General features: G+C 26.9%; 18 protein-coding genes. 3 read left to right on the forward strand and 15 right to left on the reverse strand.

Annotation, left to right across the window (positions count from 1 at the left end):
* Positions 1–33: 33 nt before the first annotated feature.
* The 3 genes from gltX to dcm are packed head-to-tail and all read right to left on the reverse strand — an operon-like array spanning position 34 to position 2,508.
* Positions 34–1,506, reverse strand: a complete 1,473-nt coding sequence (gene gltX, locus PRV_RS02350) for a glutamate--tRNA ligase (RefSeq protein ID WP_022770364.1) — start codon at positions 1,504–1,506, stop codon at positions 34–36.
* A gap of 37 nt (positions 1,507–1,543) precedes the next feature.
* On the reverse strand, positions 1,544–1,951 hold the full coding sequence (locus PRV_RS03165) for a DNA cytosine methyltransferase (protein WP_330216739.1): 408 nt from the start codon (positions 1,949–1,951) through the stop codon (positions 1,544–1,546).
* 23 nt (positions 1,952–1,974) lie between these two features.
* Entirely contained in the window at positions 1,975–2,508 is a 534-nt protein-coding gene (gene dcm / locus PRV_RS03170) for a DNA (cytosine-5-)-methyltransferase (RefSeq protein ID WP_330216740.1), read from the reverse strand.
* A gap of 265 nt (positions 2,509–2,773) precedes the next feature.
* Here dcm and PRV_RS02360 point away from each other — a divergent pair, with 265 nt between their 5' ends.
* Complete coding sequence (locus PRV_RS02360) at positions 2,774–3,784, forward strand: RluA family pseudouridine synthase (RefSeq protein WP_022770367.1); 1,011 nt, start codon at positions 2,774–2,776, stop codon at positions 3,782–3,784.
* On the opposite strand, the gene PRV_RS02365 is transcribed toward PRV_RS02360, so the two are convergent.
* Positions 3,781–4,458: a hypothetical protein gene (locus tag PRV_RS02365; RefSeq protein ID WP_022770371.1), complete on the reverse strand. Its 678-nt coding sequence runs from the start codon at positions 4,456–4,458 to the stop codon at positions 3,781–3,783. The genes PRV_RS02360 and PRV_RS02365 overlap by 4 nt on opposite strands.
* Positions 4,433–5,392 carry an L-lactate dehydrogenase gene (locus tag PRV_RS02370; RefSeq protein ID WP_022770376.1) on the reverse strand — a complete coding sequence of 320 codons (960 nt, stop codon included), beginning with the start codon at positions 5,390–5,392 and terminating at the stop codon, positions 4,433–4,435. The genes PRV_RS02365 and PRV_RS02370 overlap by 26 nt, the downstream gene beginning before the upstream one ends.
* Positions 5,393–5,435: 43 nt before the next feature.
* Here PRV_RS02370 and PRV_RS02375 point away from each other — a divergent pair, with 43 nt between their 5' ends.
* Positions 5,436–6,734: a class I tRNA ligase family protein gene (locus PRV_RS02375; protein WP_022770380.1), complete on the forward strand. Its 1,299-nt coding sequence runs from the start codon at positions 5,436–5,438 to the stop codon at positions 6,732–6,734.
* A gap of 3 nt (positions 6,735–6,737) precedes the next feature.
* Entirely contained in the window at positions 6,738–7,499 is a 762-nt protein-coding gene (gene rlmB / locus PRV_RS02380) for a 23S rRNA (guanosine(2251)-2'-O)-methyltransferase RlmB (protein ID WP_022770384.1), read from the forward strand.
* A 232-nt stretch (positions 7,500–7,731) separates the two neighbouring features.
* On the opposite strand, the gene PRV_RS02385 is transcribed toward rlmB, so the two are convergent.
* The 10 genes from PRV_RS02385 to PRV_RS02430 form a co-directional block, all read right to left on the reverse strand.
* On the reverse strand, positions 7,732–8,529 hold the full coding sequence (locus PRV_RS02385; protein ID WP_022770387.1) for a hypothetical protein: 798 nt from the start codon (positions 8,527–8,529) through the stop codon (positions 7,732–7,734).
* Positions 8,530–8,867: 338 nt separating this feature from the next.
* Entirely contained in the window at positions 8,868–9,332 is a 465-nt protein-coding gene (locus PRV_RS02880) for a restriction endonuclease subunit S (RefSeq protein ID WP_084612777.1), read from the reverse strand.
* A complete protein-coding gene (locus PRV_RS02395) occupies positions 9,230–10,057 on the reverse strand; it encodes a restriction endonuclease subunit S (protein ID WP_022770393.1) in 828 nt (275 codons plus the stop codon). Before PRV_RS02395 ends, PRV_RS02880 begins: the two co-directional genes overlap by 103 nt.
* Before the next feature lie 166 nt (positions 10,058–10,223).
* On the reverse strand, positions 10,224–10,859 hold the full coding sequence (locus PRV_RS02400) for a 50S ribosomal protein L1 (protein ID WP_022770396.1): 636 nt from the start codon (positions 10,857–10,859) through the stop codon (positions 10,224–10,226).
* The gene (gene rplK, locus PRV_RS02405; RefSeq protein ID WP_022770399.1) at positions 10,859–11,278 is read right to left on the reverse strand and encodes a 50S ribosomal protein L11; all 420 of its coding nucleotides are present in this window, start codon (positions 11,276–11,278) and stop codon (positions 10,859–10,861) included. Before rplK ends, PRV_RS02400 begins: the two co-directional genes overlap by 1 nt.
* Positions 11,278–11,541 carry a 50S ribosomal protein L27 gene (gene rpmA / locus PRV_RS02410; RefSeq protein WP_022770402.1) on the reverse strand — a complete coding sequence of 88 codons (264 nt, stop codon included), beginning with the start codon at positions 11,539–11,541 and terminating at the stop codon, positions 11,278–11,280. Before rpmA ends, rplK begins: the two co-directional genes overlap by 1 nt.
* Before the next feature lie 3 nt (positions 11,542–11,544).
* Positions 11,545–11,775, reverse strand: a complete 231-nt coding sequence (locus PRV_RS02415; RefSeq protein ID WP_022770405.1) for a 30S ribosomal protein S15 — start codon at positions 11,773–11,775, stop codon at positions 11,545–11,547.
* Positions 11,776–11,799: 24 nt separating this feature from the next.
* Positions 11,800–13,095, reverse strand: a complete 1,296-nt coding sequence (locus PRV_RS02420; protein WP_022770409.1) for an adenylosuccinate synthase — start codon at positions 13,093–13,095, stop codon at positions 11,800–11,802.
* A 78-nt stretch (positions 13,096–13,173) separates the two neighbouring features.
* Positions 13,174–14,358 (reverse strand): elongation factor Tu, encoded by a 1,185-nt coding sequence (gene tuf, locus PRV_RS02425; RefSeq protein WP_022770413.1) that lies wholly within the window; start codon positions 14,356–14,358, stop codon positions 13,174–13,176.
* A 41-nt stretch (positions 14,359–14,399) separates the two neighbouring features.
* Complete coding sequence (locus PRV_RS02430) at positions 14,400–15,905, reverse strand: FGGY family carbohydrate kinase (RefSeq protein WP_022770416.1); 1,506 nt, start codon at positions 15,903–15,905, stop codon at positions 14,400–14,402.
* Positions 15,906–15,924: the final 19 nt, after the last annotated feature.

The raw sequence follows: 15,924 nt of genomic DNA on the forward strand, positions 1-15,924 counted from the left end.
AGATCTAAATGGGGTTTAGAAAACGATAGGATTTTAAATTGCCTTTTTTAATTCTTTTAAAGAAGACTCTAATCTTTTGCAAATTCTTTCTATTCCCAATAAAAAGAAAGTAGAATGAACTGGCAACCCTTCTTCCTCTCCAATTAAAATAAATCTCAATTTATGACAAATCTCTTGTTTAGACATTTCAAAAATAAAAAATAATTTTTTTAATAATAATCTTGCTTCCATTTCTGATCATTTCTCAAATTTATATTCTTTCAAGAAATTTAAAACTTTTTGAATGAACTCCAAATTAGATGCATCTAATTTAAGTTTTTTAATAAATTTTTCATTTAAATAATCATTTCCAAAGAACTCTTTTGCAATTTCTTCTAATGCAAGAGCATATTTAACTCTTGTTCTAAATCTTAAAGCAAATTCTTTTTTCATTTCTTCAGACAATTGAAAATCTCCTATTTTGCCTTTAAAAAAAGGTAATACAAAATTTAAATATTGATGAGCATCCATTTTGCTTAAATATGAAAAACTCATTCAATCTAACTTTTTGAGATCACATACAGAAGGAGAGCCGCTTAATCCTTCAACTGTAAAGTTCTTAACACTTTCTTTTAAATTAAAAAATTCTTGCTCGCCTAAATTTCACCCTAAAAGTAAAAGATAATTTAAAAGAGCTTCTGGGTAGTATCCTAAGCTCAAAAGATATTCCACTGAATATTTTTCAGCCTCAGCATCTCTTTTAGATATTTTTTTGCCAGATTCAGAAACTAATAAAGAAAGATGTCCAAAATTAGGCATATTTTCTTCCCACCCAAAAGCTTCATACAAAGCTATTTGATAAGGTGTGTTAGAAATATGCTCTTCTCCTCTAAAAATATCTGAAATATTCATTTCATAATCATCAACAACTACGGCGAAATTATAAGTTGGAAGTCCATTACTTCTCATTAATATTATTTCTCCCATAGAAGATGCTGGAATAGACATTTCTCCTCTTACATAATCTTTTCAAGCATAAATTTTTGAGCTATCCAATTTCAATCTATAGCTAAAGGGAATATTTTTCTTCATTTTCTCTTCAATTTCTTTTTCCATTAAATTTTTACATTTACCGGAATATAAATATGGATTATCTTTTTTTTCTTCTTTTAGCTCTTCTTCTGTACAAAAACATTTATAAACTTTTCCTTTTGTAACTAATTCTTGAATTCTTCGTTTATAAATTTCTGTTTTTTGAGATTGAAGATAAGGCCCATAAATGCCTGGAGATGCAAAAGATTCATCAGGTATTAATGAAAGAGCTTCTAGATTATCTAAAATTCTTTGAATTTGTGCTTCTTGATTTCTAGATTGATCAGTATCTTCTATTCTTAAAATAAAATCTCCGTGATTTTGTTTTGAATATAAAAAATTAATCAAAGCAGTTCTTAATCCCCCTATATGAAATTCTCCTGTGGGAGAAGGGGCAAATCTTGTTCTAACTTTTCTTACAGTTTGATCCTCCATATTATTTAACTATGTGTTTTAAATACTCATAAATTATTTAATTATTTAATACTTTTAAAATTTCTTTGGCTATGACAAAAATAACAGGAACTGTTATCGAATTTCCAAATTGTTTATATGCTTGATTATCACTTACAGGTATTAAATAATTATCAGGAAATCCTTGAAGTCTCGCACATTCTCTAGGGGTTAATTTTCTAGGATTTTTATCTTTTTGTTTTATTAATATTTCGCTTCCATCTTTATAATACCTAGCTGAAATAGTATTAGTATAAATACTATTTTCATCAAATAAAGAATAACCAAAACCCCTTCCCTTTAAAATATGTTCTTCTTTTCTTCGTTGATTGCCTTTTCATAATAAATCAGAAATAGTATATTTATGACTTACCTCTTTCTCTAATATTTCCCCAACTTTAGTTTTTTGAAAAGTTGGAGAAGGCATTTTAAAGTCTTTATATGAAAAGACTAAATCTTTTGCAAGCCAACAATATATATTCTTTCTCTATTTTGTGGTATTCCAAAATCACTTGATTTTAAAAGGCAATGAGTAATATGATAATTTAATTCTTGAAGACTTTTTGGAATAATTTGAAATGTTTCTCCTTTATTATGAGTTTTTAAATTTTTTACATTTTCTAATAAAAAAGATTTTGGTTTCTTATCTCTAAGAATTCGGACAATTTCAAAAAATAAAATTCCCCTCTCATCCTTAAAACCTTGTTTTTTGCCGGCTTGACTAAAAGCTTGGCAAGGAAAACCTGCAACTAATATATCATGATCAGGAATATTTTCAGTAGATATATTTCTGATATCTCCTTCCGGAATGTCTCCGAAATTATAAAAATAAGTTAATTTAGAAAATTTGTCTATTTCACTGCTAAAAACTGTTTTTACTTCTCCTGTTAAATGAAATCCTAATCTAGTTCCTCCGATTCCAGCAAATAAATCAATCATTTTATATTTAGCACTTTCATTATTAGGGAATGAAATTAATTCCATTACTTATTTAATTTCCTTTTCTAAATAAGCTTTATTACTATTTCCCACAAGAAAGATAAAAAATCTTTAGAGGATTTTAAAGAAATAGTTAAAAATTATCAAAAAGAACATTCTAAAGAAACCTTAAAAATAATTTCAGAATTATTTATTAATTTGAATTATCATGAAAAAAATTATGACTATTTTTTAGAAAATGCAAGCCAAATTATTGAAAAAATTAAAAATTTACAATAAACTAGATTTTTATTTAATGTTCTAAAAAATAATGAAAAATTATGAAGAATTAAAAATTACTGACTACAAATGAGAAGGATATACACTTTGAAAATATATTAAATTGCACTTTCCTTATTACACTAAATTATTAATTATTAAAGAGTTAAGGCTTAAACATATTCTTTTAAATGATCAAATTTCATATTTCCAGTATAAATTACAATTTGGCGATATTATCAAAATTTATTTATTACCTGATTTATCTAGCTTTAAAAAGAAAAAAAATAAACCACTAGAAAAAGAATATTTAAAACTTAATACTTCAATAAAATCGCAAATATTCTTTGAAAATGAAAACTTAATAATTGTTAATAAAAAAGCTAACCAAATAATTCAACCAGATTCTTCTAAAAAAAATTATTCTTTGGAAGAATTACTTCAAGCCTATATAAAAACAATTGATTCAGAAAGTACTTATAGGCCTAAATTTATTCATAGATTAGATAGACCTGTTGAAGGTTTATTAATTGCAGCTAAAAATGCTAAAGCTCATTCAATTCTTTCTAAAGCAATTAGAGAAAGAAAAATTCAAAAATTTTATAAAGCAATTGTTTTAGGGAGCTTTCCTCTTAAAGAAATGCAATTAGAAAATTGAATTCTCGATAAATCAACCAAAGTTAAAGTTTTAGAGCGAGAAAATTATGGAACTAAATTCGCTATTTCTTTAGTTAAAGGAATTAAAAAAACTCCTAACTATTCTATAGTAGAAATAAAGTTAGTTACTGGCAGAAAAAATCAAATTAGAGCGCAATTGGCACATTTAGGGCATCCAATTGCCGGAGACAGAAAATATTTCAATAAAAACTTAAAAAAACAATTTAAAGAAAAGGATTTTAATTGAAAAAAACAATTTTTAAGCTCTGAATCAATTGCTTTATTTTCTTATAAATTAATTTTTGAAGATGAATTGGTTAAAGTATTAAACTTGGGGAAAAATACATTTGAACTCACAAAAGAGCCCAAAAATTGATCTTTTTGAATTAAAAGCTTAAGTTTTTAAGCAACTTTTATCTTTTTTGAAGAATTCAAAAAATTTATATTTACAAAACTAGCTTTTTTTAAATTATTTTTTCTCCTATTGATAAAAAAATTTAAATAGAAATTTAAAAAAGTATTAATTAAAGGGACTTTCCCGAAAGCTTTAAATATCTCTTTATTTCTATTAAGCATCAAAAAATGGAATAACAAAAAGAAAGCAAATATACCTCCAAGCATTGGAAAACATAAAGAATAACAAATAAATTTCAATTCTTTAAGTCCTTCTTTCGTAGCTACTGCAATATTCAATAAAGAAAGAATTAAAGTAGCTATAAAAAGAATTACTAAAGCTACTCCGGAATAAATAAATATAGTTTCTCCTCAATGTTCTGATCTTCTTAAGCTATCAAAAAAACCCCCTCCTTGAGTTAAAAAATATTTATCTCAAACAGTTGGGCTTACAAAAAAGAAAATTTTTTCTATTATTGTTGTTGATTTCATATGTTGTGTTAGATGAATGCTTGAAAAACCTATTAATCAAATAAAAAAAGAAACAATTGAAAAATATCATGAAATTTCTAAAAATTTAATAGTTCATAAACTTAATCTTTTAATTTCGATTTCTTCCTTATTCCCCCAACGGGGGATATAAGGAGTTATGAAAAAATTTTTAAATCAAGTCTCTAATTGAGTCAATATTTGAAGAAATTATTTTAGCAGATTCAATCAATTTCTTCTCTTCTTTATCACTTAATGGAAAAACTATTATTTCTTTTATACCTTCTTTACCTACAATTGTAGGAAGTGCTAAAGTCACATTTGATAATCCATATTCACCATTCAATCCAACACTTAAAGGGAGAACTTCATTTGTATCATATATAAAAGCACTCAGAATTTTCGCTAAAGCTGCCCCAATTCCATAATGAGTAGCTCTTTTTCTAGAGATTATTTCATATGCTTTTCTTCTAACTTCTTTTTCTAATTTTTCTTCGTAATCAGAACAACAGAAAGGTGAACCTTCAAAATGATCTTCTTCGCATCTATTAATCGTTCTCCCTCCAACTCTAATTTGAGAAAAAGTTACTAAGGAACTATCTCCATGTTCTCCCAATACATAGGCTCCTTCTATAGAATTTGGAGATACTTTAAGAGAAGTTGAAATTTTAATTAATAATCTGGAACTATCAAGCACTGTTCCGGAACCAATAACTTTATTAGTTGGTAGGCCACTCATCTGTCTAAATGCATGTGTTAATACATCTACAGGATTAGAACAAATTAAAACAATTCCAGAAAAACCTGAATCTTTAATTTTCTCAGCAATAACCCTTATTATTTCTACATTATCCCTAACCATTTGCAATCTTGTTTCTTCTGGTTTTTGAGGTCTTCCGGCAGTAATCACAACATAGTCATAATCTTGCAAATCACAATAATCTATTGCCCTAACCTTTGATTGTGCTTTAAAAAATAATGTACTATCTTCTAAATCTAAAGCTTGACCTTTAGCTAATTCATTGTTGTAATCTATTATTCCATATTCACTTGCTAAATCTTGGTGAATAGCTGAATATAAGAAGGAGGAGCCCACAGCTCCACAGCCTATTACAGCTACTTTTACAGCCATTTTTTATTTAAATTAATTTTATAAAAATTAAGCAATAAATACCTTGAATCTCTTACTTTTTGATTCACTTTCTAAAAGTAAAAAAAGTATTTCTAAAGAAAAATTTATCTCTATTTATCTTTGCGGGCCTACTCTTTATAACTATTTACATATAGGTAATCTAAGACCTATAGTTATTTTTGATTTCTTAATTAGATATTTAAGGATAAAAAAATATCCTTACAAATATGTTCAAAATTTAACAGATATAGATGAAAAAATTCTTTTAAAAGCTCATAAAGAAAAAAAAACAGTTCAAGAGGTTACTGATCAATATACTGAATCTTTCCTTAATATATTGAAAAATTTAAATATAGTTTTTCCAGATAATTTGCCCAAAGTAAGTGCTCATATGAAAAATATTCACTTTCATATTGCTGCGCTTTTAAAAAAGAAAAAAGCAATATGAGATAAAAAAACCCAAACTATTAAATTTTTAAGCTCTACAAAATCAAAAAATTTAAGTTATTTTTCAGGAAATGATGTTTCTAAAGAAGAAAGTTGTTTTGCTTTATGAAAAGAAAATAATAATACTCCTATTTCTTATCCCTCTCCTTGATTTCCTGGAATACCCGGATGACATATAGAATGTTTTTCAATGATAGATGAAAATTTTGAAGTGCCGATTACCATTCATGGAGGAGGAGTTGATTTGAAATTCCCCCATCACGAAAATGAGAATTTATTGTGCAGATTTTGACATAAAAAGGATTTAGCAAAAATTTGAGTTCATGTGGGACAAGTTTTGAATGAAGAAGGAAAACTTTCTAAATCAAGCAATTATAGCTTAACTGTTGAAGATTGCGCTTCACAATTTTCTTGAAATTTCCTAAGATATCTTTTTATGAAAGTTGGATATCAAAAACCCTTTACAATAGATCAAGAACTTTTATCTTCTTATTGAGCTGAATGAAAGGGTTATTTGTCAGCTTTAAATTATGCTGAAATTATTTTGTTGAATAGTAGTCATGCTTTGATATCAGATGAGCAAGAAGAAGTGCAACCAGATGAAATATTGCTCCACCATTTGGAGAATGATCTCAATTTGCCTGAACTTCTTTCTTGATTAGAGGATTTAAAAAAATCTTTATTAAATGCTATTAAAGCTTCTAAATACCAAGAAATTTATTTTTATTGAAAAAAAATAAAAAATAATTTGGAACTGCTTGGCTTTACCATAGAAAATATGTCTAGAGAAGATATAAAGGAAGCTAATCAATGATTAGAACTAATTGAACAAAAAGATTATAAAAAAGCAGATAAATTAAGAGCTAAATTAATAGAAAAAGGAATTCTTCCTTAAAGAATGATTAATTTAAAAAAACAATTAATGCTTAATGGAAAAAAAAGTGTTTTAGAAATTCTTAAAGATAATTCTTTAAGAAAATTAATTCAACATATTTATTTAACTAATAATCAAACTAATTTAATTTCAATGTGTAAATCTCTTAATATCCCATACTCAATACAGAATCCAGCTTGATTAAAAGCTCTTAAAAAAGAATTTGATTCTAAATACTCTAATGTTTTTGCAGTTTTGAACTCCAAACCACAATTATCTTTTGAAGAATTTAAGAAAATCCTTTTAATAAAAGAAAAAACACCTAACTTATTACTTATGGTAGAAAGAATTCAAGATCCTTACAATTTTGGCGCTATTATTAGAACTTGTTTGGCTGCTGGAATAAATTACTTAATTTATTCCTCTTCAAATAACACAAAATTGAATAATATTGTTTTGAAAACTTCTCAAGGATATGCCCTAAAAATGCAATTAATTCAAGTAAAAGATCTTTCAAAAGCTCTTCAAGAGCTTAAAAAATTAAATTTTTTAAGTTACGCTGCCTCTCTTAGAGAGCCTTCTAAAAATTATTTTTCTATGAAATTTCACGATAGAACAATTATTGTTTTAGGGAATGAAGGCTTTGGAATTTCTCCTAAACTAGAAGAACATATAGATTATAGAATTAAAATTCCTATGCACAACAATATTGAATCTTTAAACGTTTCTGTTGCTAATGGAATTCTTATTTATGAAGTATTAAGACAACAGACTTTAAAAAAATAAAAAAATTTTTAAATAAATTGTAAATTTTTCAAATTAATTGGGCTTTCAGCCCAATTAATTGGCAATTATTAGCTAATTGTTAGATAATTATTTTTATAAATTTTCATAAAAATTGTGCTTAAATTCATTTCCTACTCTAAAATCAATAAACAAAAATTTAATGAATTTAAAAAAAATAAAAAATATATCTTGACTTAATTTCTTAAAAAATTTTTAAAAACATAATTTTTATTTAAACCTCTTTTACATCTAATTTTTCCTTCATTTCATTTATTAATCTCAAAGCTATTTTTGCACTTACTTTGGCCTCTACATTTTCTCTAACTGTTTGAAAAATTTTGGCTGATGACGCTGCATCAGCCTCACATCTTTGGCGAAATCTATAACTTCCCCAACAATCTCCTCGAAAGCCATTTCTTTTAATTTCGGTAGAAAATTTATCTCACTTTACAGCTTCATTTCTTGCTGTAGATAAATAATCAGTTTCTAATAAAACAGAAAATGGATCATGATTTTGATTATTAGGTTTTATTTTGAGATATTGACCAAAACCAACCTTTTCTGAATTATTTCAACCAATATCATTAAGAGCTTGAAGCACTTTTTGTTTATCGCTCGGAATTTTACTATCAATTTTTTTGTAACCTGAATCATTAACTACTTCTTCTAATATTTTCAAAAACTGAGCACCATCCCCTTTTAATGTAGAAAACACTTTATAATAAGTAAACAAAGCCTTTCTTTGATTTACAGTTGGAGGAACTACTTTTTGTTGTTCGATAACATTTCCTAAATCACTATGGTTTTCTCAATCTTTAACTTGCTCAATAGCTTCTTTAAAACTTGTTGTCAGATTATTTAATTCTTTTTGAGAATTTAACAATTTTGTTTCAGATTCAACTTTAATTACTGATAAATCACTTTCTTTTCCCATTTCTTTATTAATTTTTGTGACTTTATCTTGTATACTGGACAGTTTATATTTGTTATCTTCGTTTTTTTCCAAAAAAGTTTTTGAATAAGAACTCAACTTACTTATTCCTTCAGAATAAGTTGAAAGATTATTTACTGATGATTTTTCATTTAATGCTTTAATTGTGGAACTTTTTAAATTTAAAGTACTTTCTTTAGTCTTAAGATCCTTCAGAGGGGTTATTTTGCCCCCCCCACTGCAGAAATGTTGAAAGATAGGGAATCTAAATTATTTCCACTGGGCAACAAAAAATAAACTAAATTGCTGCCAGCTAATACGGGGAATAAAAAATAAATTCCATATTTATATCTCAAAATAATCCTTAGTTAAATTATTAAATTATTGCACTTAATTTTTTAAATTAGTTTTTTTAACAATAAATCTTTTTAATTTAATTAAAGAATTTCTAACTTTTCATCAAAAATTCTATTTAGCAAATCTTTTTTAGTGTTATCTAATATTTCTATTTTTGACTGTAAATTTTCAATTTTTAATTGAATATTTTCACAAATATTATTGAATTTTTCTAAAGTTTTGTCATCAGGAATTATTATTTTCAATTCCAGTAATTTAGGAAGTCTTAATCTTTTAGTTATTGTGACTACTGCTGTTTTTTCTAAAATTGTCAAATTTGACTTAATTGTTTCTGATAAAAGATAAAAAAATCTATTTTCTTTTGGAGAAATTATGAAACATTCAGGAGTTGCTTCAAATTTACCTCTGTATAAATTCATTACAAATTTACCTGTATCAGTTATTAGTATTGCATTCTTATCATAGGAATATTGATAACTTTTAAAAAGATTTTTTCCAGAAGATGAAAAAAATGGATATTTTCCATTTTTATTTGAAGATTTAATTGATTTTTTACCTTTTTTAAATATTCCAATTTTTTCGAGTTTTTGATATTGTCAATCACTAGAAAATCTTTTCTCTCTCTCTCTGGTTCATAAACTATGAAATTATTGCTTGGAAACCTTAGATTCACAAATCACTCTTTGAAAATAGAAGTTCTAATATTCTGAAGCACTTCTATTCATCTTTCACTATTTCCAATTAATTCATCATAGGAAGAAAGGATATTTCCAATTTTTTGTTGAATATCATGGGGGGGGCAAGGGAATTTGATAGATAGCAATTTAGAAAGGGTTAAATGAGGTTGAGCAGTAGATGATTTAGCTAGTTTCATTAATTTTTCTTTCATTTTCGGATAATCAAAACAATATTTAATGAACTTAGGATCAGAAATTCCTTCATAAGAATTAAATCCGTATAAGTTTGGAGAAAGGCAAGCTGAAAAATTTAAAATAGCTGAATCGCCTGCAGAATTCCCACATCCAACCACACAAATAGTATTTTCAGAGAATAATTTACTTTGTTTTAATCCTTTTGAGTTGTAATATTTATTGCATTTCAAAATTTTTAAATAATTGCTGTCACTCACTTCCTTGCAACAAACTAAAGGAATATTTCCTTGACAAAATAAAGAAGGATCGCAATTAGGTTTATGATTTGCAATTCCTCTTTCTATTTTTACTAATTTATCTAAAGTTGTTAATTCTCACTTATTTTTGTGACAAAACATAACTAAATTAATTTAAAATTTTTTCCACTTTCTTCCCCAGAAGGGGAAACAAGAAAAAATTTACTTAATAAATAAAAAAATAATTTTCTTGCTCTTCCCTATAATCCTCTATCTTGTAACTATAAAACTACTTAATTAATTTCCCCTTTTAAGGGAAATTTAAGAATTATATAAAAGCTTTACTATCTAATTTAAAAGACTTTCCCATTGTTGAAGAAAAAGATATTTTTTTAATGTAATTCTTTTTAATAGAAGCTGGTTTTTTACTTTTAATTAATTTCAAAAGATAATCAAAATTTTCTACTAATTGATCAATTTCAAAATCAACTCTACCTATACTTAAATGAACATTCCCTCCTGAATCATTTCGTAAAACTTTTTGACCAGCTCTAAATTTTTGTACAGTGGAAATAGTATCTTGAACTAAAGTTCCTTCTTTTACTGAAGGTAATAAACCTTTAGGTCCAAGAATTTTCCCCAATACTAAAAGTTTAGGCATGCAACTTTGTGCTGAAATAATTAAATCAAAATCTAATCAACCAGATCTAATCTTGTCGATTATATCTTCATTTCCTAAATAGTCAATGTTATATTTTTCTTTATCTGATTCACCTAATTTATCATCAAAAACCAACAATTTTAAGGGTCTTTTAATTACTGGATGAGGTAATAAATAATTTAATTTAATATTTTGATCATTTTTTTTGGAATGTATAGATAAGTGGAAAACTACATCTATACTTTCAACAAAAGAATCTTTCTTATTATTTTTTATCTCATTTAATATTTCTTTTAATTCCATTATTCTTGAGAAACTTTAATTCCCATTTGTTTAGCTGTTCCCAAAATCATTGCTACCATACTTTCAAGAGAAGTTGTATTGGAATCAACTAATTTATATTTTGCAATTTCTTCAATTTGCGAAAGAGTTAAAGTTTTCACTATTTCTTTATTAGGGGCAGATGCTCCTTTTTCGATTTGAGCAGCTTTTTTTAATAAAACAGCTGTAGGTGTTGTTTTTACTTTAAATTTGAAAGCTTTAGTAGGTAAAATTTCTATCTCAACTGGAACTCTTTCTCCCATTCTATCACTAGTTTTTTCATTAAATTCCTTTGAAAATTGCACCATATTAATGCCTAAACTAGCTAAAGCTGGACCAGGCTTTGCTTGTCCGCCAGTTAATTCTAACTTAGCTATTCTATTTCTTGTTTTAAAAAACATTAATCTTTTTTTAATTCTTCAACTCTAACTTTTGTTTTATTTCCTTTAAAAGAAAAATATTTAACTATTCCAGTTACTTGTGCATATAAAGTATGATCTTTTCCCATTCCAACATTTTCTCCAGGATGGATTTTTTTACCCCTTTGTCTATAAATAATTGAACCAGCTTGAGCCAATTGACCATCACTTAATTTAGCTCCTAAATATTTAGGAGCTGAATCTCTTCCATTTTTAGTTGAACCTACTCCTTTTTTGGAAGCCATTAATTATTTTTGTTCAATCATTATTAATTTATATTTTTCTGGAAATTTACGTTTTAAATATTTCAAAAGCCTTCTTCTTTGAGATAATAATTTAAATAAAGCAGTTTTACAATAATAATCTTTTTTATTTATTTTTAAATGTTGTTGCAATTTTTGTATTCTCTCTCAAAGTAATCTAAGCTGGAAAACACTATCTCCGCAATTAACAACAACTTGTTTTTCTTTATTTTCCATTATTTATTATTACTAATTATTAGTTTATTTAATAAATATACTTTCCTCTTTATGTTTTCCAAAAGAAATAATTGAAACTTTTATATTTAAATAATTTTCTATGAAAGACACAAAGTCTTTAAATTCAAGAGAAAAATCTTCATATTTCTTAATTTTTGAGTAATCTTCTTTTCATGCTTTAAATTCTTTATAGTTTAATTTAATTTCATTTTTTTCAGCTAAGTAATTTGCTTCGGGAAATAATAATTCCCTGCCATTTAAATCTTGATATCCTACACAAACTTTTATTTTTTCAAAACCATTAAATACATCCACTAAAGTTAGAATAATTTCATCAATTCCTATTACTTGAATGGAATATTTCAAAGCATTTAAATCTAATCAACCTATTCTTCTTGCTCTAGCTGTATTAGAACCATACTCATGCCCCCTCTCTCTTATTATTTCTACCAATTCTTGTTCATCATCACTCAATTCAGTTAATAGAAGTCCCTCTCCAACTCTGGTAGTATAAACTTTCACTACCCCTATTATTTTTTGAATAGTTTTGGGAGAAAAATAAGCACCGTGAGTAAAAGCGCTAGCTATATTAGAAGAAGTTACAAAAGGATAAGTGCCCAAATCAATATCTAATAATAAGCCTTGACTACCTTCCAACAAAAAAGAAACTTTTTCTTTTCTTTTTTCAGTAATAAAAGAGTAATAATCTATCAAATAAGGCTTTAATAATTGAATTAATTTATTGTATTTTTGAGATACTTCCTGAGGAAGAAAAGGGGAAAAGCCATTTTTTTCAAAAATAGGATTTTTTAATTGCAAATTTAAGCTAAGCTTTCTATTCAATTTTTCAATATCAAATAAATCAATTAATTTCATTCCAATTCTTGCATTTTTATCTGCGTAAGCTGGACCAATTCCTTTTAAAGTACTTCCTATTTTAGAATTTCCTCTAAGCTTTTCACATAATTTGTCTCATTCTATATGAAAATCAAAAATTACATTAGCTTGATTAGAAATAAATAATTTGCCCTTTAAGCTCTCGCCCTTAATTTTTTCAATACTTTCTATTTCTTCTAATAATAATGCTGGATTAACAACCACTCCAGGAGCAATTATTGCAGAACTATTAAATATTCCAGAAGGAATACTTCTTAAAACACATTTTTTTCCATTATGATAAACAGTATGACCAGCATTATCTCCTCCTTGATATCTAACTACATAGTCAAAAGAAGAAGATAATAAATCAACAATTTTTCCTTTGCCTTCATCCCCGAATTGAAGGCCAATAACAACTACTATATTTCCTTCTCTGTTCATTAATTTAAAACAAAATCATTCTTTTTAAACTTCCTTTTTCTCCTTTTTAAGGAGAAAAAGTTAAAAAGTTCTAACTGTCTATTCTAGAATTTTTGTTACTGTTCCAGCCCCGATAGTTTTACCCCCTTCCCTAATAGAAAATTTAAAACCTTGTTCGATAGCTACAGAGCTAATTAAGCTAACAATAATTGGAGAATGGTCTCCCGGAAGAATCATTTCTACTCCTTGAGGCAATGCAATTTCCCCAGTAACATCAGTTGTTCTAAAGTAAAATTGTGGTTTATAACCTTGTCCAAAAGCTGTATGTCTTCCCCCTTCTTCTTTTTTCAAAGCATAAACTTCTGCTTCAAATTTTGAATGAGGAGTAATTGACTTAGGTTTTGAAAGAACTTGTCCTCTAGTTACTTCATTTTTTTCAACACCTCTTAAAAGAATACCTGCATTATCACCTGGAATAACTTCTTCAAGAGGTTTTCTAAACATTTCAATTCCAGTAACAATTGCTTTTCTAGTTTCACCAAAACCAACAATTTCAACTTCTTCCCCAACTTTTAATCTTCCTCTTTCGCATCTTCCAGTAACAACAGTACCTCTTCCAGTAATTGTTAATACATCTTCGATAGAAAGCAAGAAAGGTTTATCAATTTCTCTTACTGGAAGAGGGATATAATTATCCAAATAATCTAATAATTCTTGAATAGATTTTTCAGCTGCTGGATCCCCTTCTAAAGCCTTCAAAGCTGAACCTCTAACAACAGGAGTGTTGTCTCCATCAAAATCATAAGAAGTAAGTAATTCTTTAATTTCCATTTCAACAAGATCTAACATTTCAGCATCCATTACTGTATCACACTTGTTCAAAAATACCACTATTCTTTGAACACCTACTTGTTTAGCTAATAGAATGTGTTCTCTAGTTTGGGGCATTGGTCCATCAGTAGCTGAAACAACTAGAATAGCTCCATCAACTTGAGCAGCTCCAATAATCATGTTTTTGATATAGTCGGAGTGTCCTGGACAGTCAACATGAGCATAATGTCTTTCTTTTGTTTCATATTCAACATGAGTAGTGTTAATAGTAATTCCTCTTTCTCTTTCTTCTGGAGCTCTATCAATGGAAGCATAATCTCTTGCTTCTCCTAAACCTAATTTAGAGCAATAAGTACATATTGCAGCAGTTAAAGTAGTTTTTCCGTGGTCAATATGGCCAATAGTACCAACATTTATATGTTCTTTGTCTCTACTAAACTTAACTTTCGACATAATTTATCTAACTATTTTTTTATTTTAATCCTTATAGGATTTTAACAATAATCGCTTTTCAAAATAATTTTTTCTCATAATTGACTAGAATTTTTAAACTTTTCATTTTGTCAAGACAATTTACTTCATTGTCTGTATCTATAGCTAAATAACTTTTTCTTTTGTTGATCAATATTTACCTCTTTCCAATTGCATTCTGAAACAGTTTCCTCTATCGCAAATAAAGCTGCTCCTATTCCACTTAATTGAATTCATTGGGAAATTACTAAAGATCTTCCCAATCCATTAGATTGAATAAGACTAAATAAATTATTCTTAGTTAAACCTCCTCCAATTAAAATATCTTCTTCCATTACACCCGCTTCTTCTAATACTGCTCTTATTGAGAAGGCTAAGCCTTCAAAATAAGCAATAATTCAATCTTTAGGAGTAGATTGATTATTTATCAAATAAAAAGAGGAATTTCAATTTTCTCTAGAAGATAGTAATCATTTGCCTGAAAAGAAAGGCAAACAAAGAGGGCAAGACATTAAATTAAGTTGCTCTAATTTCATTGTGTCTAAATCATTAAAGTTATCGAAATTTAAATTAGCTTTTAATCAATCTAAAGATTGACCACAATTAGAAAAGCTTCATTCTAGAGCAAATCTTGGAAATTCATTAACTTTCTTCCAAGCTAATGTAATTAAAGGACTATTTTCACCATCAAAAGATTCCAATAAAGCTTCAAAATCTAATTCTTTTGGAACTAATTTCAATAAAAATGCTCCTGTTCCATAAACTAACGAAGAATTTATTTGATTAATTCTTTTTGCAAAGTGAAGAGCTGCCTGTTGATCTCCAACAACACCTTTTATATTTATCTTGTGTTTTCCTATTTCAATTCCAAAAATTTCTTCGTCATTTGCTATTAATGCGGGAAGTTTATCTTTAGGTATTTTAAAAAAATCACATAATTCTGAATCTCACTCTAAAGTTTTTAAATTTAATAAAGCTGTTCTTGAGGCAGAAGAATAATCGGAAAAAAATTTTTTGCCTTTAGTTAATTTATAAATTAATCAAGATTCTAGAGTACCCATTAAATAATCATTATTTAATTGATTTGCAAATTCTTTAATTAAATAATTGAGTTTAGTTGCAGAACTATAAGTAGTTATTCATAAACCTGTTCTTTCTCTAATAAAATTTCTATTTTCATCACTTAGTCCTTTTATAAAATCTTCTGTTCTATTATCTTGTCAAGAAATTATTGGAGTCAAGGGTTTACCATTATTTTTATCTCATAACAAAACACTCTCTCTTTGTGTTGAAATAGATAAAAAAGAGGGATAATCCTCTTTTTTTAAAGAATCCAATATATTAATTAAATTTTTTTCAACAACTTCTCAAAGTTCATTTCCATTATGTTCAACTCATCCTTCTTTTGGAAAATATGTTTCAAAAGGAAATTCTTTACAAAATATTTCTTTTCTTACACTAGAAAAAAGTATTAATTTAAGACTAGTAGAACCTAAATCTATCGAAAGAACTAAATTTTCTTTAGTCAAAATTAACTAAAATTTTAAC

Source organism: Mycoplasma parvum str. Indiana (genome assembly GCF_000477415.1).
Taxonomy (GTDB): domain Bacteria; phylum Bacillota_I; class Bacilli_A; order Mycoplasmatales; family Mycoplasmoidaceae; genus Eperythrozoon_A; species Eperythrozoon_A parvum.